Below are 20413 nucleotides of genomic sequence, written 5' to 3'. Positions count from 1 at the left end.
TTGCAGGCAGCACTGGCCCTCCAACGCGAAAATCGCACCGTCCCGTCAACGTCCTGCCCGCGGACTGGAACCGAGTAGCGGACTTCCGGTCCACGAGTACGCCGCCGCAGAACTCGCCGACCTCGAGAGCTGGGCTGGCGCGCACCGCACCGCAGAGCGTCGACAGCAGGCCCGCACCGTCCTCGCGCTCATGGGCGGAGCCGGCCTGTGGACCAAGGAAGCTCTCGCCGTCCGAGAAGCAGACGTCCTCACCGACGCCGGCGGATACTCCATCCGTGTCAGCGGGCGCAACGCCCGTGTCGTACCGGTGCTGTCGGACTTCGCCCGGTACCTCGACACACCGGGCACTCGCTCCGACGGTGCACGATTCGTGCTGTTCCCAGACGGTTCCAGCGCGGAGTCCCGCGCCGGCTCGCTCAAGCTTCTCTACCGCGGAGCGCACCCGGCGCCGAACCCGCAGTGGCTGCGCGACACGTGGATGCTCCGTCAGCTCCGTACGCTGCCTGCCAGCATCGTGATGGAGGCCGCGGGTATGCCCGACGTCACCACGCTCCGTCGCTACCTTCCCAACGCCTCGCTGCAGTACGAGATGTGGGAGTCCGCGCTCCGCAATCCCGCCGCATACGGAGCGAGCATGGAAAGCACCGGCGACAACTTCAGCGCCTACGGGGATGACACCTGGCGAGCCGCATACGGGAAGCTGCGCGACGATGTCGCGTCGGCCACAGTGAAGCTCCGTGACGCGCTCGGGAACCCCGCCGTCGGCGTCGCAGCCACGTCCGAGACCACCGGCGTGGACGGCAGTCGTGCTCGGGAAGCCGCTTCAGCACAGCTACGCGACCACGTCGGCCCCGAAAACGAGAAGCTCGGCGACGCACAGCGCGTCGAAGGTCGACCCCGCCCACGTGACCGAGCCCGGGGCGCCAACTACGAGCGTCGGCCCATGTCGGCCACGCGCAACGAGCAGACGCTCACGACAGACAGCACCGCCTTCCCCGCGGGCACCCCCGCGGTTCCGTTCAAGCGTGTCGAGCAGGCGGTCTCGACGGATAGCACCGCCTTTCCCGCAGGCGCCCCCGCGGTTCCGTTCAAGCGCATTGCTGCGTCCGAACCCCACGTCGACGGTGCTCGCGAGCCCTCCAACGGGGAGGAGCGCTCGCCGCGACGTATCGAAACGCTCGAGGTTGATTGGACGCCCAAGCGACCGCGGAAGAAGTCCCGGTACGAGGCCCTCCCGCCCAGCAGCCCCAACCTCCCGGCAGCGTCAGAGGACCTCACCGCTGCGGTTACCAAGAGCCCGACCGACGCGGCGTCGTTGAACTTCGAGGCGCTCCGTGCAGCACTTCTCGCCGAAGCCCGCAGTTCCGCTCGAGGCGGGAAGCGATGACCGCCCTGGCAAACACGTGGGACAACACAGTTGCCGCGACGTTTGACGTTTTGCGGACGGTTGGGGAGGGCGGCCTGACGGAGGCGGAGGTCGCGGCCGGCCCTGGTCCGATGACACCCATCGACGCCGAACTCGCTCAAGCATGGCTCGACCGTGTCATCCAGTCCCAGGTATTGCCGCCGCTTGGAGTGTGGCGTCGACGGAACCGCGAACGCGCCGGGAAGCGCAATGGTGGACCCGCTCCGGCCATCAACGACGCCGTCATCCTCACCATCGCGCTCATCCTCGTCATCGAACACTCGTCCGTTCGCGTGCGGGATATGGCGCGGGCGCTTCAGCATCGGCTCACGCCCGAAGCCCGGGAAGTGCTCGGCATCGGTCATCTCTACGACAACCCGTTCACCAACTGGTACTTCATCGCCCACCGCGCCATCCACCGCGTCATCGCAACCTTCGACCCGTACATCACCAACGACGGCGCGAAACGAAACCAGTGGAAGGCGATGCCGTACGAGGACCTCATCGCTTGGGAGGCCGCCGTCGACCAGGAGTTCATCGCCGAGCTGAACGCCCGCGCCGAGTGGTTCATGAACGCGCTCGTCGAGATGTCCCTGCAGCAGCAGGCCCGGAAGTACCGGCGGAAGAAGACTTCCATGACCATCGACCAGAGCGGCGTGAAGGCCGGAGCGGTCATGGCTAGGTGGAAGCGAGACCCGAAGACCGGCAAGGAAATCCCGCAAAAAAACGCTCTCGACCAGACGTCGGATCGGCCAGAGGCGCGTCGCGTCCGCGCGATGGAGGCGGACTGGGTAACGAAGAAGAAGGGCGCGAAGAAGCGCAACGCCGACGAAGAAGACCGCATCTCCCGCATCAAGTGGGAGCTGGCCTACATGGCGAACATCATCATCGATGTGCTCGAAGACCCCACAGCAGATAAGAAGCAGCACGCGCCGCAGCTCATCCGAGCTATCAGCCTCGGCACTCCGAACAAGCGCATTGGCGGTCACGCCATCTCCCTGCTCGACTCGCTGCAAGCTCGCGGCTATGAACTGACCCGGTTGAGCTTTGACCGCGGCTACTCACAGCTGAAAGACGAGTTCCACGAGCAGCTCATCGCGCGTGGCATCCCCGTGGTCAAGGATTACGTCGACCGGCAGAAGGGCATCACCAACGGCGCCATCGGCAACTCCGTCATGGTCGAAGGCCGCTACTACTGCCCCTCCACCCCCATCGAACTGCTCGAGTCGACGAAGCGCTGGGAGCAGGGCAAGCTCACCAACGAGGAGTACTGGAAGGCGCGGAAGAAGCTCGAGAAGTACGAACTCATCCTTCACGAGCAGAAAGCTAACGGCCCGCTCCGCCTCAGCTGCCCCGCGTCCGGCCCTTCCCCGACAGCGTCTTGCCCGCTCCGCGAACTGCAGAAGAACGCCGTCCCCGAAGAGGAAGCCGACCGCGTTCGCATCCAGCCGGCGAACATCACCGACCGGCAGAAGAACTACAAAGTCTGCTGCCAGAAGTCGGTATCCGTGAAGCCGACCACACACGTGCAGCAGCGGCAGAAGCTTCGCTACGGCAGTAAGGAATGGTTCGACACATACCGCGCGGACCGGAACAGCAGCGAGTCCTCCAACGACCTACTCCAGAAGGACCACAACCTCGAGAACACGATGGCCCGACCCATGCACGGTCTCGCCGCGCAGCAATTCGCCCTCGCTCTCTTCGCCGTCGCATCGAACATGCGACGCATCATCCAGTTCGAACACGACGTCTACGAATTGGAACGTCGAGCCGCCGCTGGCCGCGCACCCCAGCCGCGAAAGCAGCCCGATGAGTACCTCAAGCGTGCCCGCGACCGGAACGGCGAAACGCGCTACATGCGGAACCCTCCACCCCGGAAACTGGTGCCCTGGGAACCATTAGAACTACCGCCCGTGCCCGCTTAGCGGGCTGACCCGTACCGGCACCGCCGGCAGAACCAGACACGAAGACCCTCACACCCCGACGCTCCAACGCGCCCGAAAACAGGCGCAGAGCGTCCGGGGTGCTTCGGCGCGGCGGAAAACAAGCGGCAGACGCTTCGAAGAGAGCGCAGACGTCCGCAGAGCCCTCAGCGAACGCCGAAACAGGGCATAGAACAGCCCCCAAGAACCAGAAGAGCCCCCGGCCGAAGCCGGGGGCTCTTCTGTTGGGTCAGACCTGCAAATGCTGGAGACCAGACCTGCAATCAACCCTGTGGCGGTACCGGTGGGATTTGAACCCACGGTGGAGTTGCCCCCACACATGTTTTCGAGACATGATCCTTCGGCCGCTCGGACACGGTACCGGGAAAGAGTTTACACGATCCGGGAGGCCCGTCACGCCACCCGACGTCGGCTCACCCTCCACAGGCGGTCGCCCCCACGGCTCTTCCCACACCCACAGGCCGCCCACGTCGTCGACTCGGCCTGCGGGCGTACCGTCCACGACATGAAGACCCGCACGCTCATCGCACTCCTGACGTCCGTCCTCGGTGGGGCCGGTGTCCTCGGCGCCGCTGCCGTCGGGGCCCGGGCCGGCGTCAAGGGCCAACGGGCGGCTGCGCAACGGGTGGTCGACATGCTGCCGATCCACGCCGACTGGTGGCACGAGCGACAGCAGCACGAGGGGCAGCTCCTGTACGTGGCGATCGGCGACTCGGCGGCGCAGGGCGTGGGCGCGACGGTGCCGTCCCGCGGGTACGTGGGCCTGTTGGCGCGACGGATCCGGCACCGTTCCCACGAGTCGGTGCGGGTCGTGAACCTGAGCGTCTCGGGCTCGACGACCTGGGGCGCCAAGCGCGACCAGTTGCCGAAGCTCCGGCAGTACACACCCGACATCTGCACGGTGTCGATCGGGGCGAACGACATCGCGGACTTCGACCCGGACAAGTTCGAGCGGAACATCCGGGCGATCTACGGCGCGGTGCCGTCGCACGCCGTGGTGGCCGAGCTGCCGTGCATGTTCGTGCCGGACCGTGAGCGCAAGGTGGCGGTGGCGAACGAGATCGTGCACCGTGTGGCCGCCGAGTTCGGGCTGACCGTGGCGCCGCTGCACACGATCACGAAGCGGGTCGGGGTCCGTCGCACGTTCTTCAACAGCTACGGCGACCTGTTCCACCCGAACGACCGGGGGTACGAGGTCTGGGCGAGCGCGTTCGAGCCGGCGGTCGACGCCCGGGTCGACACGGTCGCGGCGATCCGGCACTACCTCTCGGCGCGTGAGGCCGAGAACCTCGGGCGTGAGGCCGGGGCGGTCGCGAACGCTCGTGCCGAGCAGGACACCGACGGTGCCGAGGCACTCGACCACGCCAACCGACCGAATCCCGTCGAACGGATCCGCAACCGGATGACGGGGTCGATCGCACTGCCCGACGAGCCGGTGCACCGCTCCGGCGATGTCGGCGGCACGGCCTAGCCTCGACGACATGGCGCGCCCGCAGTCCCTCTACCGATGCACCGAGTGCGGCTGGACCAGTGTCAAGTGGGTCGGCCGGTGCGGCGAGTGCCAGACCTGGGGCACGGTCGAGGACTCCTCGGCGGTCTCGGCGAGCACCCGGGGCACGGCGGCCGTCGCCGTCACCGGGGCCCGCGCGGCCCGCCCCATCACCGAGGCCCGCGGCACGACGGTGCAGCGCTGGCAGACCGGCATCGGCGAGTTCGACCGCGTGCTCGGCGGCGGGGTCGTCCCCGGTGCCGCGGTCCTGCTGTCCGGCGAACCCGGCGTCGGCAAGTCCACGCTCCTGCTCGAGGTCGCTTCACGGGCGGCCGCTTCCGGCAAGCGCGTCCTCTACGTCAGTGCGGAAGAGTCCGTCGACCAGGTCCGGCTCCGGGCCGAGCGCACCGGGGCGATGCACGACGACCTCTACCTGGCGAGCGAGGTCGACCTCGGCGTCATCATCGGCCAGATCGACCAGGTCAAGCCGGACCTGCTCATCGCCGACTCCGTCCAGACCATCTCGTCCAGCTCGATCGACGGCATCGCGGGCGGCACCTCCCAGGTGCGCGAAGTCGCCTCGACCCTGATCCGCATCGCGAAGGACCGCGCCCTCCCCGTCCTGATCGTCGGCCACGTCACGAAGGACGGCACGATCGCCGGGCCGCGCCTGCTCGAGCACCTGGTCGACGTCGTCTGCCACTTCGAGGGCGACCGGCAGACCGCGCTCCGCTTCGTCCGGGCACTGAAGAACCGCTTCGGCCCCACAGACGAGGTCGGGTGCTTCGACATGGGCGGCGACGGCATCCACGAAGTCCCGGACCCCAGCGGCCTGTTCATGTCCAAGAACGCGACCCCGGTCTCCGGCACGTGCGTGACCGTGGCGCTCGAGGGGCGTCGGGCGCTCCCGGTGGAGGTCCAGGCGCTCATCGTGCCGAGCTCCGCGCCGCAGCCCCGTCGGGTCGTGAACGGTGTCGATGCCTCACGCGTGGCGATGCTGCTCGCGGTGCTCGAACGCCGAGCCGGCCTCAAGCTCTCCGATGCCGACGTCTACGTCTCGACGGTGGGCGGCATGAAGCTCACCGAACCCGGCGCCGACCTGGCGATCGCACTGGCCCTGGCGAGTGCAGCACGGGACCGTCCGTACCCGCACACGCTCGCGGCCGTGGGCGAGATCAGCCTGGCGGGCGAGATCCGTCCGGCCACGGGGACCAAGCAACGGGTGAACGAGGCGAGCCGACTCGGCTTCACGACAGTCCTCGGTGCCGACTCCGGGCATCTGCGCGAAGCACTGCGTGTGGCGTTCTCGATGACGCAGTCAGCTCGCGAGCGCGAGCTCGACCGCGCGTTCTGATCGCTTAAGCGCGCAATGCGGCCAGCAGGTCCCCCGGGGTCGCCTGCATGGTGTTCGGCCCGGCGATGTCGAAGAACACGCCCTCGAGCATGTCCAGGTGGGCGGCGAGGAACTCCTCGAGCCGCGGTCCGTCGTAGACCATGACCTGCCGGATCTTCTCGTCCGGCACCATCGCCGTGTAGGCGTCCGCCGACGAGAACAGCAGCAGGATGCGCTGTTCAGAGCCTTCGCGCCCGAAGACCCGCACCTGCATCTCCTTCTTGCCGGTCACGAGCCGGGGGACGATCACGATGTCGTTGCGCAGCGCGAACGCCACCGCAGCGACGTCCTGCTTCGCGAGGGCTTCCTCGAGCTGTTCGCTCCGGAAGCGCTGTTCCTTGTCTGCCATCTGAGCAATTCCACCAGATTTTCGTCGTTCAGTGACGCACGGGTAGCCAGTCGGCCCTGAGCACGCTAGCCTGGTGGAACCGCTTCGGCGGCGCTCAACGTTCGGGCGAGGTGGTTTGCCCCTCAACTCGGACTACCAGGGTCACTGGCCATCAGGCCTGACCCCGAACCCGTCCCGCCGGCACCTGCCCGCGTGGCGCATCACCCCCGTCGACGTACGTCGGGGCTCCGCAGGTGCGATCGCACCATGGCGGAACGCAAGAAAGCTAAGGAAACGCCATCATGGCATCTACCGGTACCGTCAAGTGGTTCAACAACGAAAAGGGCTTCGGCTTCATCGCCCCGGACGACGGAAGCGCTGACGTCTTCGCGCACTTCTCCGCGATCGCCGGCAACGGCTACAAGTCGCTGGAGGAGAACCAGAAGGTGGAGTTCGACATCACCGAGGGCCGCAAGGGCCCGCAGGCGGAGAACATCACCGTCCTCGGCTGATCACATCAGCTTCGAACGGCCCCGTCGTCCTCTGGACGGCGGGGCCGTTTACTGTCCACTGATGTGTTGGACCAGTGCGCAGTGGATACATCGTCTACGTCGACGAAAGCGGAGATCACAGTCTCACGCGCATCAATCCGGACTACCCGATGTTCGTGCTCGCGTTCTGCATCTTCCCCGTCGACGTCTACGTCGACCGGATCGTTCCGCTCGTGCAACGCCTCAAGTTCGATTTCTTCAACCACGACATGGTCGTCCTCCACGAGCGGGAGATGCGTCAGTCAGCTCCGCCGTTCGACATCCTCCTGAACGCCTCCGTCCGCAGCGACTTCATGGCAAGAGTCGACGCCGTGTTCGATGAGCGCTTCGGGGTGGTTGCATCCGCCATCCGGAAGCACGAGTTCGTCCGCCGGGTCGGGGAGGACACGAGTCCTTACCACGTCGCGCTCGAGTTCGGGCTCGAACGGGTCTTCTTGCAGCTCCAGGATCGGGGAGCATCCCGGTGCGAGACGTTCGTGGTCTTCGAGAGCCGGGGCCGCTCCGAGGACCGGGAGCTGGAGGCCGAGTTCGACCGCATCATGACCACCACGAAGATGCGCGGGATGGCCGAGACCTTCCGTTTCAAGATCGCGAGCAAGCAGACGAACAGCGCCGGGCTCCAGATCGCCGATCTCGTCGCTCGTCCGATCGGCACACATCTCCTCAAGCCCGAGCAGCCCAACCGCGCGTGGGACCGGATCCTCGAGCGCATGCCGAAGTCGCCGTCTGGTTCGGTAAGGGGCTGGGGCCTGAAGGTGTACCCGTGAAAGCGAGAACCCCCGGGGTTTCCGGGGGTTCGACGCCGATCGGGCATTCCCAATCCACTTGCATCGAGGCTACCAGCCCACGCGACGCCGGGCTACTGCAGGATGAACTGCACCGAGGTCTTCGACTTCAGGTTCCCGACCGTGACCTGCAGGTGGTAGCTGGCCCCGTCGGCCGAGACCGCCGGGCGGGACGCATCGCACGTCGTGGTGGACGACCGGGTGCGGTCCCAAGCGATCGCGGGCGTGGTCAGAGTCTGCCCGGACTTGATCGTGACGTCCTGGTTCGTGCCACCGGTCTGGCAGTCCTTCGACGACCAGTACTGCTCCTCGCCGGAGCTGATCGTCAGCACCTGCTGCGCTGACCCGAGGTCGAGGTGGCACGAGTTCGTGCCGGTGTTCTTGATCGACATGGCGATCTTCGGGTCCTCGGTGGGGCCGTACGCCTCCTTGTCGAGCACGGGCGTCAGGACGACCTGGTCCTTGCTGCACGTCGACCCGTCGGCAGCGCCCGACCCAGACGCCGACGCAGATGCCGACGCCGAACGGGACGGGGCAGCGGACGACGCACCACCGGCCGAAGCCGAAGCCGAAGCGGACGGCGAGGACGTGGGGACTGCCGTCGGGGTCGACGCGCTCCCCCGTCCGACGACGATGAGCACGATCACCACGACGATGATCACGAGTGCGCCGAGCACGGCTGCACGACGGCGCCAGTACACGACCGGCTTCTCGGGCCCGACGGGGTGACGCAACGACGACATGCGCACAGGGTAGACAACCGCGGATGCCCGGTGAGGGACCCCCGCCGGGTGCCGCGCGAAAGCGTCAGAGGATCTTCAGCATGCGGGTGTTGCCGAGGGTGTTCGGCTTGACCCGGGCGAGGTCGAGGAACTCCGCGACCCCTTCGTCCGACGAGCGGACCAGCTCGGCGTAGACCGCCGGTTCGACGACCTGCTCGCCGATCTCCAGGTACCCGTGCTTCGCGAAGAAGTCGACCTCGAACGTCAGGCAGAAGATCCGCGCGACGCCGAGTTCACGGCCGTCGTGTTCGAGCGCCTCGAGCATCCGGTGTCCGACGCGCTTGTGGATCCAGTCGGCGTCGAGGGCGAGCGTGCGCACCTCGGCGATGTCGTCCCAGAAGACGGCGAGGGCACCACAGCCGATCGGCACACCGTCGGGGCCCTCGGCGATCCGGAACTGCTGGATCGAGCCGTAGAGCGCGACGTTCTCCTTGCCGAGCAGGATGCGCCGGTCGACGTAGGGGGCGATGAGCCGCTGGATGTGCGGGACGTCCGAGGCGAGTGCCGGACGCACCAGGATCCCGTGCTCGTCACGTTCGTGGAACGCGTGCTTCCCGTGCTCTGTCATCCCGACAACCATAGCCGGGCGTGGACGAGCGGCAGCCGACCGCTCCGGGGGACATCCCGCTGTACTGCGCCCAGGCGCGGCCGCCTACCGTCCACACCATGCCTCAGATCATCGAAACCGTCGACGTCAACGTCCCCGTCTCCGCAGCGTACGGTCAGTGGACCCGCTTCGAGGAGTTCCCGCACTTCCTCGACGAGGTCGAGAAGATCGTCCAGGTCGACGACAAGACCACCGACTGGACCGTGAAGGTCGCCGGCCAGGAGCGCGAGTTCCGCGCCGTCATCACCGAGCAGCACCCCGACGAGCGGGTCGCCTGGACCGTCAAGGACGGCGAGACCGACCACGCCGGCGTCGTCACCTTCCACAAGCTCTCCGACGCCGAGACGCGTGTGACCGCGCAGATCGACTGGGAGCCGTCCGGCTTCCTCGAGAAGCTCGGCGCTGCGGTCGGCGTCGGTGGCCACGCCATCAAGAAGGACCTGCAGAACTACAAGGAGCGCGTCGAGTCGGCTCCGACCGACACGGGCTGGCGCGGCGACGTGCAGGCGTGATCACGGGCTGACACGTCCGCACACGGACAGACGGGAGGCCCGGTGCCAGCTGGCACCGGGCCTCCCGTCTGTCTGGTGTCGGGTCCTAGGACTCGATCTCGCCCTGGGGCGCGTCGGTCGCGGTCTCGACCGCGGCTGCGCCGGCGAGGACCTCTTCGCGGCCCGGCTGACGCCCGGTCTCGAAGTGGAACGCACCGTCGACGAAGTCGACCTTCACGTGGTCACCGGCGGTGAGCTCACCCTGCAGGATGTGCTCGGACAGCTGGTCCTCGACCTCGTGCTGCATCGCGCGACGCAGCGGGCGTGCACCGAGGGACGGGTCGAACCCGACCTTGATGAGCTGCTCCTTGGCGGGGAGGGTGAGCTCCACCGTCATGTCGCGGTCGAGCAGACGGTCGGCCAGGCGCTTCACGAACAGGTCCACGATCTGCAGCAGCTCGGGCTGCGACAGCTGCGGGAACACGATCGTGTCGTCGACGCGGTTCAGGAACTCCGGCTTGAAGTGCTTCTTGAGCTCCTCGTTCACCTTGCCGCGCATGCGGTCGTAGCCGACGGCCGAGTCACCCTCGACCTGGAAGCCCACCGGACCACCGGCGATGCCCTGCGAACCGAGGTTCGTGGTCATGATGATGACGGTGTTCTTGAAGTCGACCACGCGGCCCTGACCGTCGGTGAGACGGCCTTCCTCGAGCACCTGCAGCAGCGAGTTGAAGATGTCCGGGTGGGCCTTCTCGATCTCGTCGAACAGGACCACGGAGAACGGCTTGCGGCGCACCTTCTCGGTGAGCTGGCCGCCCTCTTCGAAGCCGACGAACCCGGGAGGGGCACCGAACAGACGCGAGACGGTGTGCTTCTCACCGAACTCCGACATGTCGAGGGAGATCAGTGCGCCCTCGTCGTCGAACAGGAACTCGGCGAGCGCCTTGGCGAGCTCGGTCTTGCCGACACCCGTGGGCCCGGCGAAGATGAACGAGCCCGAGGGGCGGTTCGGGTCCTTCAGACCGGCACGGGTCCGGCGGATGGTCTTGGACAGGGCCGAGATGGCTTCTTCCTGACCGATGACCCGCTGGTGCAGTGCCTTCTCCATGAAGACGAGACGCGAGGTCTCCTCTTCGGTGAGCTTGAACACCGGGATGCCCGTGGCCTGCGCCAGGACCTCGGCGATGATGCCCTCGTCGACGGTGCCGGACGCGGCGACGTCACCGGCACGCCACTGCTTCTCGAGGCGGAGACGCTCACCCAGGAGCTTCTTCTCCTCGTCGCGCAGGCTGGCTGCCTTCTCGAAGTCCTGCTCCTCGATGGCGGCTTCCTTCGACCCGCGGACCGTCGAGATCTTCTCGTCGAACTCGCGGAGCTCCGGGGGCGCCGACAGGATCGAGAGGCGCAGGCGTGCGCCGGCCTCGTCGATCAGGTCGATGGCCTTGTCCGGCAGGAAGCGGTCCTGCACGTAGCGGTCCGCCAGGTTGGCGGCCGAGACGATCGCACCGTCGGTGATGGACACCTTGTGGAACGCCTCGTACTTGTCGCGCAGGCCCTTGAGGATGTTGATCGTGTGCGGCAGCGACGGCTCGTTGACCTGCACCGACTGGAAGCGACGCTCGAGTGCTGCGTCCTTCTCGAAGTGCTTGCGGTACTCGTCGAGCGTGGTGGCACCGATGGTCTGGAGCTCACCGCGGGCGAGGAGGGGCTTGAGGATCGAGGCGGCGTCGATCGCACCTTCGGCAGCACCGGCACCGACGAGCGTGTGGATCTCGTCGATGAAGACGATGATGTCGCCGCGGGTGCGGATCTCCTTCGTGACCTTCTTCAGGCGCTCCTCGAAGTCACCGCGGTAGCGGGACCCGGCGATGAGCGATCCGAGGTCGAGCGAGTAGAGCTGCTTGTCCTTCAGCGTCTCGGGCACATCGCCCTTGACGATCGCCTGGGCGAGGCCCTCGACGACGGCGGTCTTGCCGACGCCGGGCTCACCGATCAGGACGGGGTTGTTCTTGGAGCGGCGGGAGAGGATCTGCATGACCCGCTCCATCTCCTTCTCGCGCCCGATGACGGGGTCGAGCTTGCCGTCGCGCGCGGCCTGGGTGAGGTTCCGACCGAACTGGTCGAGGACCTGCGAACCCTGCTGCGCGTTCTGCTGCTGCTCGCCGCCGACGGCGACCGCTTCCTTGCCCTGGTAGCCGGACAGGAGCTGGATGACCTGCTGGCGGACCCGGTTGAGGTCGGCGCCGAGCTTCACGAGAACCTGGGCTGCGACGCCCTCGCCCTCGCGGATCAGGCCGAGCAGGATGTGCTCGGTACCGATGTAGTTGTGGCCGAGCTGCAGCGCTTCGCGCAGGGACAGCTCGAGCACCTTCTTGGCACGCGGCGTGAACGGGATGTGCCCGGTCGGCTGCTGCTGACCCTGGCCGATGATGTCCTGGACCTGCTCGCGGACGGCGTCGAGCGAGATGCCGAGCGACTCCAGCGCCTTGGCAGCAACGCCCTCGCCCTCGTGGATCAGGCCGAGGAGGATGTGCTCGGTGCCGATGTAGTTGTGGTTGAGCATCTTCGCTTCTTCTTGAGCGAGGACGACAACACGACGGGCTCGGTCGGTGAATCTCTCGAACATGTGCTCTCCCTTGGCCCTTTCTGACGGAGCCGACAGCTGGTCCGGTCTCGTCTGAGTCCGGTCACGTACTCCGAGAGTAACCAGCGCTCCCCGTGCGGGCTGCCCCTGTTCGCCGTGGGCGTGACCTCACTGCGCGATGTGCGCAGTGAGCGAACGGAACAGACGACGGGAGGCCCGTGGCGGCGTCCGCCACGGGCCTCCCGTCTGGTGTTCCGTCGCGTCTCAGGCGCGGCGCGCTGCCCGGCGCAGGGCACGCCGGAAGCGGCGCGGCTCGACGCCCAGGGCGTCGAGGACGTCGTGTGCCGAGCCCATGAACGGGTCGTCGACGCCGTCGAGGACGGCCAGCACGACGTGCACCGGGCGGACGCGCTCGGCCGGACCGGCGAGGGCGGCTGCTCGTGCGAGGACCCGGGCGGCCGCCGGGGTGCAGGCGAGCCGGTCGTGCTCGTCAGGGCACGCGGCCCGCGCACCGACGAAGACGCTGATCTCGGACCGGACGGCTTCCGGGCTGACCCCGTGCGCCTCGAGGACCGGGCGGAACCGGGGCATCCCGCCGCAGAGGGTGACTGCTGCGAGCAGGAGGTGCTCCGCATCGACGAAGCCGAAGCCCGTCTCGTGGGACTCGAGATCGGCGAGCAGCACGATCTCGCGGCCCTGCCGGACGGTGGGGAGGGCGACGGACAGCTGAGCGATCTGCATGTATTCCGAATATCGCATGCAAAGACAATTGAACAGCCCTCGGTTCAGCGCGGCTCGGTACCATCCGGTCATGGATCAGCCCGTCGTCGGCCTCGTCGTCCACCCGACCAAGAACGTGCAGGAGTCCGTGACGACCCTGCAGCGATGGAACGCGTCCGGCCGGGGCGAGCTCGTCGCCCGCCGAGCCGATGCACAGCGGATCGGCGGGGGCATCACCGCGGTGGAGGACGACGACTTCACCGCACGCGTCGACCTCGTCGTGGCCCTCGGCGGCGACGGCACCATGCTCGGCGCGATGCGACTCGTGGCGAAGCGCCCGGTACCGGTGCTCGGCGTGAACTACGGCAACGTCGGGTTCCTGGTGGAGATCGAACCGCCGGAGCTCGAAGCCGCGCTCGACCGACTGTCAGCCGGCGAGTACCAGCTCGAGCCGCACCACGCGCTCGAGGCCCGGCTGTCCTGGAGCGGCGCTCGCACCGACTACCTGGCGTTCAACGACCTGACGATCGTGCGGCGGCCCGGCTCCGGCCAGGTGTCGGCGGACCTCAGCGTCGGCGGACTCGGCTACGGCTACTACCGCGCCGACGCCATCGTCGCCGCGACCCCGGCCGGCTCCACCGCGTACAACTACGCCGCGGGCGGTCCGGTGCTGTCCCCCGCGCTGTCCGGGTCCGTCGTGACCCCGGTTGCACCGATGGCGGGGATCGACCGTGCCGTGGTGCTCGCCGCCCGCGAGCGCTACCGGTTCGACATCGCCGAGGGCACCAGGAGCGCCGCACTCGAGGTCGACGGGCTCGTCGTCGGCGAGGTCGCCACCGGAGCGCAGATCGACGTCCGACTCCGCAAGGACGCCGGCAGCGTCGTGCGGCTCGACGCCGAGCGGCACGGACGCACCGGTCGGGTGAAGCTGAGCCTGCTCGACCTGCCGGTACGACCCGACCAGCTCATCGAGCTGATCCCGAGCGACCTGCGGCAGAAGCTCGGGCGCGAACTCGACCAGTAGGTATCCGGGCAGGCATCAGGCGCCCACGAACGTGAATGGCCCGCTCGAGCAGTGCTCGAGCGGGCCTTCCCATCACCCCACCGGATCGTCTTCCCACAGACCGACCCGGGTTCCCCTGCCGACGCGAGCGCCGGCCGAAGTCTGCTGACCTCAGTCGGTCAGGTACAGCTGCATGTCCTGCGAGACCGCCTTGGCGAACAGACGCAGCTTGGCGCGCGACTCCACCCGGCTGACGGCCTGGCGGGTCGTGTGCACGATCTTCGAGATCTCGTCGAGCGTCATCGGCTTGTCGTCGTCGAGGCCGTAGCGCATGCGGATCACGTTGGCTTCCTCGCTCGGCAGCTCGGCGACGATCGAACGGATGTCGCGGTGCAGGAGCGTGGTCTCGGTGAGCTCGTTCGGCGACGCAGCGTCCTCGTCCTCGATGAAGTCACCGAGCTCGCTGTCGTCCGAGTCGCCGACCACGGTGTGGATCGAGACCGGCTCGTGCGAGCGGCCCTTGAGGTCGACGAGCTCTTCGACCGACATGCTCAGCTCGGCGGCGACCTCGTCGGGCATCGGCGCACGGCCGAGGTCGACGGTCAGGTCGCGCTCGGTGCGGGAGATCTTGTTGATCAGCTCGACGGTGTGGACCGGGATGCGGATCGTGCGGGCCTTGTCGGCGAGACCACGCGAGATCGCCTGGCGGATCCACCAGGTGGCGTAGGTCGAGAACTTGTAGCCCTGCGTGAAGTCGAACTTCTCGACCGCACGGACCAGGCCGAGGTTGCCCTCCTGGATGACGTCCATGAACGGCAGGCCACGCTGCGAGTAGCGCTTCGCGATGCTGACGACCAGACGGAGGTTCGAGGTGATCATGCGCTCCTTGGCGCGCTCACCGTCACGGACGAGCCAGCGGAGTTCGCGCTGCAGGGTCTTCGCGAGGCCCTTCTCGGTCGCGAGCTTCTCTTCCGCGAACAGGCCGACCTCGATGCGACGGGCGATCTGCGCTTCTTCCTCGGCGGTGAGGAGCGACAGGCGCCCGATGTGGCGCAGGTAGTCGCCGACCTGGTCGACGGAGGCACCGCGGACGCCGGCGAGCTGCTCGTCGGCCTCGACCTCGGTGTCGAGGGAGGTCGTCGCGGACTCGGCGGCCTGGGTCTTCGATGCCGCTGCCTTCTTCGTGGTGGCGCGGCGGGTGGTGCTCGGTGCAGCCGGTGCGATCGTCATGGTGTTGCTCCCTGCGTTCGGCGGTGATGGCTTCGTGCGGTGGTGCTGGGGGTGGTGCTTCTGGGTGCTGCTTGGGGTGTTCACGAGTAAAGCGGTCCGGAGGTGTACCCCACAAACCGATCGGAATGATTCTCAGGCATCTCCGTGCTTCGTCGTCGAAACCGTCCCCCGTGGGGTACAGCGATGCTGCCAGTGTGGTCCCCCGAACTGCCGCGGATCAAGGGTATGACGTGATGTTTCCGGCGTTGCAGGAGTGTTTCTCACGCGTTTCCGAACATGTACCCCGCACCGCCGCGCCTTCCGGACATGCAAAAGGGGTACGTCCGGCCGGATCGATGCGATCCGGCGGTCGTACCCCGAAAACCGAGTGGGTGGGGGTCACCAGGAGGGTTCGAGCCACCCGTCCCGGCGCTTGGAAGTTTCGAGGTCGGCGTCTCGGTCGAACTCGTCGTACTCGCTCTCGATGTCACCGACGAGGCTGCGACCCGTGAAGGGATGTGTGGTTGCCATGCGGACGATGCTCACCCCGGCGCGCGACGGCGAGGTGAACGGCGTGTGACCGGTCGAGGGCGCACAGCCGTCGAGGGGGCGCGGACGTTGGAGGGGCACAGACGTCGAAGGCCGCCGCCCACGATGGGGCGACGGCCTTCGGACAGGACTGGGTCGGGCGGCGCTACTCGGCCGAGGCCGGTGCCGGCGCGGGGACGCCGTGCTCCCGCTCGAACCGGGCACGCTCCTCGGCCTCGACCTTGGCGTACGCGGCACGCTCGGTGCGGTCGGCCCGCATGATGGCGCGCATCACGAACCAGAAGATGAGGCCGACGACGATGGTCGGCGTCAGGGCGAAGATGATCCCGGTCACGACTCCATGCGGCACCGGAGCATCGTACCCCGGGGAACCGGGACTTACTTCACCAACGGGAACAGGATCGTCTCGCGGATGCCGAGGCCGGTGATCGCCATGAGCAGGCGGTCGACGCCCATGCCCATGCCACCCGACGGCGGCATGGCGTGCTCGAGGGCCCGCAGGAACTCCTCGTCGACGCGCATCGCCTCGGGGTCGCCGCCGGCTGCGAGCTTCGCCTGCGCGACGAAGCGCTCCCGCTGCACGACCGGGTCGACGAGCTCGGAGTACGCCGTCGCCAGCTCGAAGCCGCGGACGTACAGGTCCCACTTCTCGACGATGCCCGGACGGGTGCGGTGCTCGCGGGTGAGCGGCGAGGTGTCGACCGGGAAGTTCATCACGAACGTCGGGCGGTCGAGCGAGTCGATCACGAAGTGCTCCCAGAGCTCTTCGACGTACTTGCCGTGCGTGGCGTGCGCGACCTCGACGCCCTCGGCAGCGGCGAGCTCCTGCAGCTCGGACAGCGGGGTCTCCGGGGTGATCTCGCGACCGGCTGCCTCGGACAGCGAGCCGTACATGTCGATGCGCGGCCACTCGCCGCCGAGGTCGTACGTGCTGCCGTCGGGCAGGGTGACCTCGAGCGAGCCGCCGGTCACGGCGCGTGCGGCGCGCTGCACGAGCTCCTGCGTCAGGTCGGCCATCTGCTCGTAGTTGCCGTACGCCTGGTACGCCTCGACCATCGCGAACTCGGGCGAGTGCGACGAGTCGGCACCCTCGTTGCGGAAGTTCCGGTTGATCTCGAACACCCGGTCGATGCCGCCGACGACCGCGCGCTTCAGGAAGAGCTCGGGCGCGATGCGCAGGAAGAGCTCGGTGTCGAAGGCGTTCGAGTGGGTCACGAACGGACGAGCCGAGGCGCCACCGTGCTGGGTCTGCAGCATCGGCGTCTCGACCTCGAGGTACTCGTGCTCGGTGAAGGTCTGACGGAGCGAGGACATCACGGCGGCGCGGGCGCGGACGGTGGCGCGTGCTTCGTCGCGGACGATGAGGTCGAGGTAGCGCTGGCGGACCCGCGTCTCCTCGTTCAGTTCGTTGTGCAGGTTCGGCAGCGGCAGGATCGCCTTCGCCGCGATCGCCCACTCGTCGACCATGATCGACAGCTCACCGCGGCGCGAGGAGATCACACGGCCGTGCACGAACACGTGGTCGCCGAGGTCGACGAACTCCTTCCAGCGCGCGAGGGACTCGTCTCCGACCTCGGCCAGGGACACCATCGCCTGGATGCGGGACCCGTCGCCGGACTGCAACGACGCGAAGCAGAGCTTGCCGGTGTTGCGCGAGAACACGATGCGGCCGGCGACACCGACGACGTCCTGCGTCTCCTCGCCGGTCTCGAGGTGCGCGTACTGGTCGCGGACCGCCGGGATCGTCGTCGTGATCGGGAGCTCGGCGGGGTACGCCTCGATGCCCGATTCGAGCAGCTTCGCGCGCTTGTCGAGCCGGACCTGTCGCTGCTCGCTGGTCTCCTGCTCGGCCAGTGCGGCGGCGTCGGCGATCGCGGTGTCGGTGGTGGCGGTCTCGTCGGTCATGCGGGTGCGGCTCCGATGGTCGTGGGGGTCGGGGGAAATGCTACCCGCGCCGCGAGCCCGCCCCCGAACCGTGCCCGGACGGGTCCCCTCGACTGGTCACGACTCCCCGCCGGCGAGGCGTCGACCGGTCACGTTCCGTCGGCCGGAGCGCTGCGGGCCGACGGCTCGCGACCACTCGGCGGAACTGAGCGGGGAGTCGTGACCGACCGCCATGCCCTTACAGCGTGGACTGCCCGTCGGCGGCCGTCAGTGCGTTGTCGACGGCGGAGCGGACGAGCGCACCGAGCACCCGGCCGGGGTGGTCGACGCCGATGCCGGAGAGCGTGCCCGCCGACTGGTCCACGATCGCCGTCGAGAAGCTCACGGCGGCGCGGACGGCGTCGGCGTAGGCCGGCCGGTCCCCCTCGGCGATGACGAACGGCTCGGCGCCCATCTCGACCACCAGGGCCTGCGCGATGGGCAGCACGGGCGACGGGGCGGTGACCGCGCAGTAGGCGTCACGAAGCCGCGACAGGTCGACGCTGGTACCGGTGAACGCCATCGCGGGGTGGATGGCGAGCGGGATCGCGCCAGCCGCCATCGCGGGGGCGAGGATGCCGACGCCGTGGTCCGGGCTGGTGTGCACGACGAGCTGTCCGGGCTGCCAGATGCCGGCGTCCGCCAGGCCCTGCACGAGCGAGGCCAGCTGGTCGTCCAGCACCGCGAGCAGGACGAGTTCGCTCCGCTCGACCAGGTCCGGGGTCGCGAGCACGGGAGCGCCGGGCAGCATCGCCTCGGCACGGTCACGGCTCTCGGCGGACACAGCGGTCACCCCGACGACCGCGTGCTCCGCGTTCGCGAGTGCGGCGCCGAGCACGGGTCCGACCCGTCCGGCACCGACGACGCCGACGCCGAGGCGCCCGGCCCTCATCGGGCCGCTCCGGTGGGCGGGACGTCGCTCCACCCCGGGCCGGGAGGCACGGTGCCGGGCCGGTGGTCGCCGTCGGGTCCGGCAGGGGCTCCGGACCCGGGCCACGGCACGTCCGCAGCGTGCCCGGCGGACTCGGGACGGGCCTCCCGTTCGCGCCACCGGTGGGACGTGTCGACCGCAGCGGCCTCGACGGCGCGCTGGGTGGTCTCGGACCACAGACGCTGCGCGTCCCGCGCGTCGAGCGCACCGACGCGGGCCGAGACGGGCCCGGCGACGGTGTGCACGTGGACGGCGGCGAGCCGCAGGGCACGCTCGAGCGGACCCTGCTCGACCTTGACGCTCTGCACCCGGGGCAGCGGCACGATGACGAGCGACCGCCAGACGGCACCGAGTCGGAGCAGCACCGCGCCCTGCACGAACCGGTACCCGTTGCGTCGGAACGCGAACGGCCGGAGCCAGGCGCCGCGGCGCGGAGAGTGCACGAAGCCGCCCTCGTCACCGCTCGTGGTGAGGCTGTCGTCAACGACGCTGACGGCCTCGGCGGAGCCTTCCCGCAGGGCCTCCTGCGAGGCCTCGGGGCCGGCGACGGCAGTGCCGACCAGGCCGGGCAGGATGATGTCGAGGACCTCGCGGACGTCGGCCGCGGTGCCGACGGGCAGCACGATGGCGGAGGCCTGCTGGTTGCTCGATGCCCCGTTGCCGGCGTTCGTCGCTCGGTTGATCCGGACGTCCCACCAGCCGAACGGGCGCCAGAGCAGCGGCTGCGCGACGCTCACGGCGTGGATGCGGCCCGGGGGCAGCGTCTCGTTCGAGGTCGAGACGAGCCCGAACCCGATCCGGATGCCGTCGCGGGTCTCGGCGATCGTGTACTGCAGCGACCGCGAGAACTTGCGGACGTAGTAGCTGCCCGCACCGATCACGGCGGGGAACAGGCCGAACAGGATCCCGTACTCGCCGGTGAGCGCGACGCTGACGATCATCGCTGCCACGGCCAGCAAGATGAAGACGGTGGTGCCGGAGAGCAGCATCGACGCGATCAGCCGACCGGGCTTCACCTTGACGATCCGGGTGGCCTGCACCGCGGCGGCGTCGAGCTCGGGCGAGAACATCTCGTCGACGCGGTCCTGCAGCACACCGTTCGACGCGCGCGCCGGACCACTGCCACGGTCGTCGTCCTTCGCACCCGAGGCGAGCACGAGGATGCGCAGCCGCAAGTCGTCGGCGGCCTTCACCCCGAGGTACGCGAGCTGCACGTTGGCGTCGTTGCCGGCCTGGGCGATCTCGAGCTTCGCCGTGCCGAACACCCGCGGGATGAGCGGACGCGAGATGTTGATGCCCTGGATCCGGTCGAGCCGGGCCTTGCGGTGGTTCCGGAACAGCACGCCCGAGCGGACCTCGACGATCTCGCCGGTGACCCGGAACTCGTGCATCCGCCAGGACAGGTAGAAGAGCCCGATCAGCACGAGCAGGAACACCGCGACGCCGAGCAGCACCCAGCCGACGACGCCGTGCTCGTAGACGTAGCGGACGGGGTCGCCGTCCTGCTGCTCGCCGCCGGGGATGAAGAACTCGACGAGCTGGTCGCGCAGGCTGTTCAGCACGTAGCCGAGGATGACGATCAGGAAGATCCCGCCCTTGAGCAGCGGGGTCAGCGGGTGCAGGCGGTGCCACTCGCCGTCGGTCAGGGGCGCTGCGGCAGCGGCGTTCCCGCGCGTGGGCGGAGCGGGCGGCGGCGGGCCGGGTCGGAAGGTCACCGCGA

General features: G+C 68.5%; 19 protein-coding genes and 1 tRNA gene. 8 read left to right on the top strand and 12 right to left on the bottom strand.

What is annotated here, in order from left to right; all coding sequences use genetic code 11:
• The first annotated feature begins 190 nt into the window (after nucleotides 1-190).
• Nucleotides 191-1387, top strand: a complete 1197-nt coding sequence (locus tag EDF33_RS03690; RefSeq protein ID WP_131844932.1) for a hypothetical protein — start codon at nucleotides 191-193, stop codon at nucleotides 1385-1387.
• Complete coding sequence (locus EDF33_RS03685) at nucleotides 1384-3330, top strand: hypothetical protein (RefSeq protein ID WP_132099311.1); 1947 nt, start codon at nucleotides 1384-1386, stop codon at nucleotides 3328-3330. Before EDF33_RS03690 ends, EDF33_RS03685 begins: the two co-directional genes overlap by 4 nt.
• A 290-nt stretch (nucleotides 3331-3620) precedes the next feature.
• Here the strand turns inward: EDF33_RS03685 and EDF33_RS03680 are convergent.
• Nucleotides 3621-3710 (bottom strand) — tRNA-Ser (locus EDF33_RS03680).
• A 143-nt stretch (nucleotides 3711-3853) separates the two neighbouring features.
• On the opposite strand from EDF33_RS03680, the gene EDF33_RS03675 reads away from it, so the two are divergent.
• Together EDF33_RS03675 and radA are read left to right on the top strand one after the other, a co-directional pair.
• Complete coding sequence (locus EDF33_RS03675) at nucleotides 3854-4819, top strand: SGNH/GDSL hydrolase family protein (RefSeq protein ID WP_133938706.1); 966 nt, start codon at nucleotides 3854-3856, stop codon at nucleotides 4817-4819.
• Nucleotides 4820-4829: 10 nt separating this feature from the next.
• A complete protein-coding gene (radA, locus tag EDF33_RS03670; RefSeq protein ID WP_185021261.1) occupies nucleotides 4830-6191 on the top strand; it encodes a DNA repair protein RadA in 1362 nt (453 codons plus the stop codon).
• 4 nt (nucleotides 6192-6195) lie between these two features.
• On the opposite strand, the gene EDF33_RS03665 is transcribed toward radA, so the two are convergent.
• Complete coding sequence (locus tag EDF33_RS03665; RefSeq protein ID WP_132099309.1) at nucleotides 6196-6579, bottom strand: SseB family protein; 384 nt, start codon at nucleotides 6577-6579, stop codon at nucleotides 6196-6198.
• A gap of 281 nt (nucleotides 6580-6860) precedes the next feature.
• Between EDF33_RS03665 and EDF33_RS03660 the strand changes: the two genes are divergently transcribed.
• On the top strand, nucleotides 6861-7070 hold the full coding sequence (locus EDF33_RS03660) for a cold-shock protein (RefSeq protein ID WP_017887662.1): 210 nt from the start codon (nucleotides 6861-6863) through the stop codon (nucleotides 7068-7070).
• Nucleotides 7071-7144: 74 nt separating this feature from the next.
• Entirely contained in the window at nucleotides 7145-7876 is a 732-nt protein-coding gene (locus tag EDF33_RS03655; protein ID WP_132099308.1) for a DUF3800 domain-containing protein, read from the top strand.
• A gap of 92 nt (nucleotides 7877-7968) precedes the next feature.
• Here the strand turns inward: EDF33_RS03655 and EDF33_RS03650 are convergent, their stop codons facing one another.
• Nucleotides 7969-8637, bottom strand: a complete 669-nt coding sequence (locus tag EDF33_RS03650) for a hypothetical protein (protein ID WP_132099307.1) — start codon at nucleotides 8635-8637, stop codon at nucleotides 7969-7971.
• A 64-nt stretch (nucleotides 8638-8701) separates the two neighbouring features.
• Complete coding sequence (locus EDF33_RS03645; RefSeq protein ID WP_173170102.1) at nucleotides 8702-9244, bottom strand: amino-acid N-acetyltransferase; 543 nt, start codon at nucleotides 9242-9244, stop codon at nucleotides 8702-8704.
• 98 nt (nucleotides 9245-9342) lie between these two features.
• Here EDF33_RS03645 and EDF33_RS03640 point away from each other — a divergent pair, with 98 nt between their 5' ends.
• Nucleotides 9343-9795, top strand: a complete 453-nt coding sequence (locus tag EDF33_RS03640) for an SRPBCC family protein (protein WP_132099306.1) — start codon at nucleotides 9343-9345, stop codon at nucleotides 9793-9795.
• Between the two features lie 85 nt (nucleotides 9796-9880).
• Here EDF33_RS03640 and EDF33_RS03635 read toward each other — a convergent pair whose 3' ends face one another.
• Together EDF33_RS03635 and EDF33_RS03630 are read right to left on the bottom strand one after the other, a co-directional pair.
• On the bottom strand, nucleotides 9881-12400 hold the full coding sequence (locus EDF33_RS03635) for an ATP-dependent Clp protease ATP-binding subunit (RefSeq protein ID WP_123294552.1): 2520 nt from the start codon (nucleotides 12398-12400) through the stop codon (nucleotides 9881-9883).
• A 222-nt stretch (nucleotides 12401-12622) separates the two neighbouring features.
• Nucleotides 12623-13099 carry a Clp protease N-terminal domain-containing protein gene (locus EDF33_RS03630; protein WP_165918701.1) on the bottom strand — a complete coding sequence of 159 codons (477 nt, stop codon included), beginning with the start codon at nucleotides 13097-13099 and terminating at the stop codon, nucleotides 12623-12625.
• A gap of 70 nt (nucleotides 13100-13169) precedes the next feature.
• Between EDF33_RS03630 and EDF33_RS03625 the strand changes: the two genes are divergently transcribed.
• Entirely contained in the window at nucleotides 13170-14102 is a 933-nt protein-coding gene (locus EDF33_RS03625; protein WP_111086944.1) for an NAD(+)/NADH kinase, read from the top strand.
• 150 nt (nucleotides 14103-14252) lie between these two features.
• On the opposite strand, the gene EDF33_RS03620 is transcribed toward EDF33_RS03625, so the two are convergent.
• The 6 genes from EDF33_RS03620 to EDF33_RS03600 form a co-directional block, all read right to left on the bottom strand.
• On the bottom strand, nucleotides 14253-15311 hold the full coding sequence (locus EDF33_RS03620; protein WP_132099304.1) for a sigma-70 family RNA polymerase sigma factor: 1059 nt from the start codon (nucleotides 15309-15311) through the stop codon (nucleotides 14253-14255).
• A gap of 378 nt (nucleotides 15312-15689) precedes the next feature.
• The gene (locus tag EDF33_RS20660) at nucleotides 15690-15821 is read right to left on the bottom strand and encodes a hypothetical protein (protein WP_279388037.1); all 132 of its coding nucleotides are present in this window, start codon (nucleotides 15819-15821) and stop codon (nucleotides 15690-15692) included.
• 163 nt (nucleotides 15822-15984) lie between these two features.
• On the bottom strand, nucleotides 15985-16188 hold the full coding sequence (locus EDF33_RS03615; RefSeq protein WP_111086942.1) for a hypothetical protein: 204 nt from the start codon (nucleotides 16186-16188) through the stop codon (nucleotides 15985-15987).
• 29 nt (nucleotides 16189-16217) lie between these two features.
• Nucleotides 16218-17744: a lysine--tRNA ligase gene (lysS, locus tag EDF33_RS03610; protein ID WP_132099303.1), complete on the bottom strand. Its 1527-nt coding sequence runs from the start codon at nucleotides 17742-17744 to the stop codon at nucleotides 16218-16220.
• A gap of 217 nt (nucleotides 17745-17961) precedes the next feature.
• Complete coding sequence (locus tag EDF33_RS03605; RefSeq protein ID WP_165918700.1) at nucleotides 17962-18654, bottom strand: Rossmann-like and DUF2520 domain-containing protein; 693 nt, start codon at nucleotides 18652-18654, stop codon at nucleotides 17962-17964.
• Nucleotides 18651-20408, bottom strand: a complete 1758-nt coding sequence (locus EDF33_RS03600) for a PH domain-containing protein (protein ID WP_132099301.1) — start codon at nucleotides 20406-20408, stop codon at nucleotides 18651-18653. Before EDF33_RS03600 ends, EDF33_RS03605 begins: the two co-directional genes overlap by 4 nt.
• Nucleotides 20409-20413 lie beyond the last annotated feature (5 nt).

The sequence above is a fragment of the Curtobacterium sp. PhB146 genome, assembly GCF_004342995.1.
GTDB lineage: Bacteria > Actinomycetota > Actinomycetes > Actinomycetales > Microbacteriaceae > Curtobacterium.
Note: the sequence above shows the minus strand (reverse complement) of the source record. Positions and strands in the feature narration are given on the sequence as shown.

What these genes read in the sequence shown, in the direction of transcription:
- EDF33_RS03690 (WP_131844932.1), top strand. Translation starts at nt 191, where the DNA reads ATGGGCGGAGCCGGCCTGTGGACCAAGGAAGCTCTCGCCGTCCGAGAA.
- EDF33_RS03685 (WP_132099311.1), top strand. Translation starts at nt 1,384, where the DNA reads ATGACCGCCCTGGCAAACACGTGGGACAACACAGTTGCCGCGACGTTT.
- EDF33_RS03675 (WP_133938706.1), top strand. Translation starts at nt 3,854, where the DNA reads ATGAAGACCCGCACGCTCATCGCACTCCTGACGTCCGTCCTCGGTGGG.
- radA (WP_185021261.1), top strand. Translation starts at nt 4,830, where the DNA reads ATGGCGCGCCCGCAGTCCCTCTACCGATGCACCGAGTGCGGCTGGACC.
- EDF33_RS03665 (WP_132099309.1), bottom strand. Translation starts at nt 6,579, where the DNA reads ATGGCAGACAAGGAACAGCGCTTCCGGAGCGAACAGCTCGAGGAAGCC.
- EDF33_RS03660 (WP_017887662.1), top strand. Translation starts at nt 6,861, where the DNA reads ATGGCATCTACCGGTACCGTCAAGTGGTTCAACAACGAAAAGGGCTTC.
- EDF33_RS03650 (WP_132099307.1), bottom strand. Translation starts at nt 8,637, where the DNA reads ATGTCGTCGTTGCGTCACCCCGTCGGGCCCGAGAAGCCGGTCGTGTAC.
- EDF33_RS03645 (WP_173170102.1), bottom strand. Translation starts at nt 9,244, where the DNA reads ATGACAGAGCACGGGAAGCACGCGTTCCACGAACGTGACGAGCACGGG.
- EDF33_RS03640 (WP_132099306.1), top strand. Translation starts at nt 9,343, where the DNA reads ATGCCTCAGATCATCGAAACCGTCGACGTCAACGTCCCCGTCTCCGCA.
- EDF33_RS03635 (WP_123294552.1), bottom strand. Translation starts at nt 12,400, where the DNA reads ATGTTCGAGAGATTCACCGACCGAGCCCGTCGTGTTGTCGTCCTCGCT.
- EDF33_RS03630 (WP_165918701.1), bottom strand. Translation starts at nt 13,099, where the DNA reads ATGCAGATCGCTCAGCTGTCCGTCGCCCTCCCCACCGTCCGGCAGGGC.
- EDF33_RS03625 (WP_111086944.1), top strand. Translation starts at nt 13,170, where the DNA reads ATGGATCAGCCCGTCGTCGGCCTCGTCGTCCACCCGACCAAGAACGTG.
- EDF33_RS03620 (WP_132099304.1), bottom strand. Translation starts at nt 15,311, where the DNA reads ATGACGATCGCACCGGCTGCACCGAGCACCACCCGCCGCGCCACCACG.
- EDF33_RS20660 (WP_279388037.1), bottom strand. Translation starts at nt 15,821, where the DNA reads ATGGCAACCACACATCCCTTCACGGGTCGCAGCCTCGTCGGTGACATC.
- lysS (WP_132099303.1), bottom strand. Translation starts at nt 17,744, where the DNA reads ATGACCGACGAGACCGCCACCACCGACACCGCGATCGCCGACGCCGCC.
- EDF33_RS03605 (WP_165918700.1), bottom strand. Translation starts at nt 18,654, where the DNA reads ATGAGGGCCGGGCGCCTCGGCGTCGGCGTCGTCGGTGCCGGACGGGTC.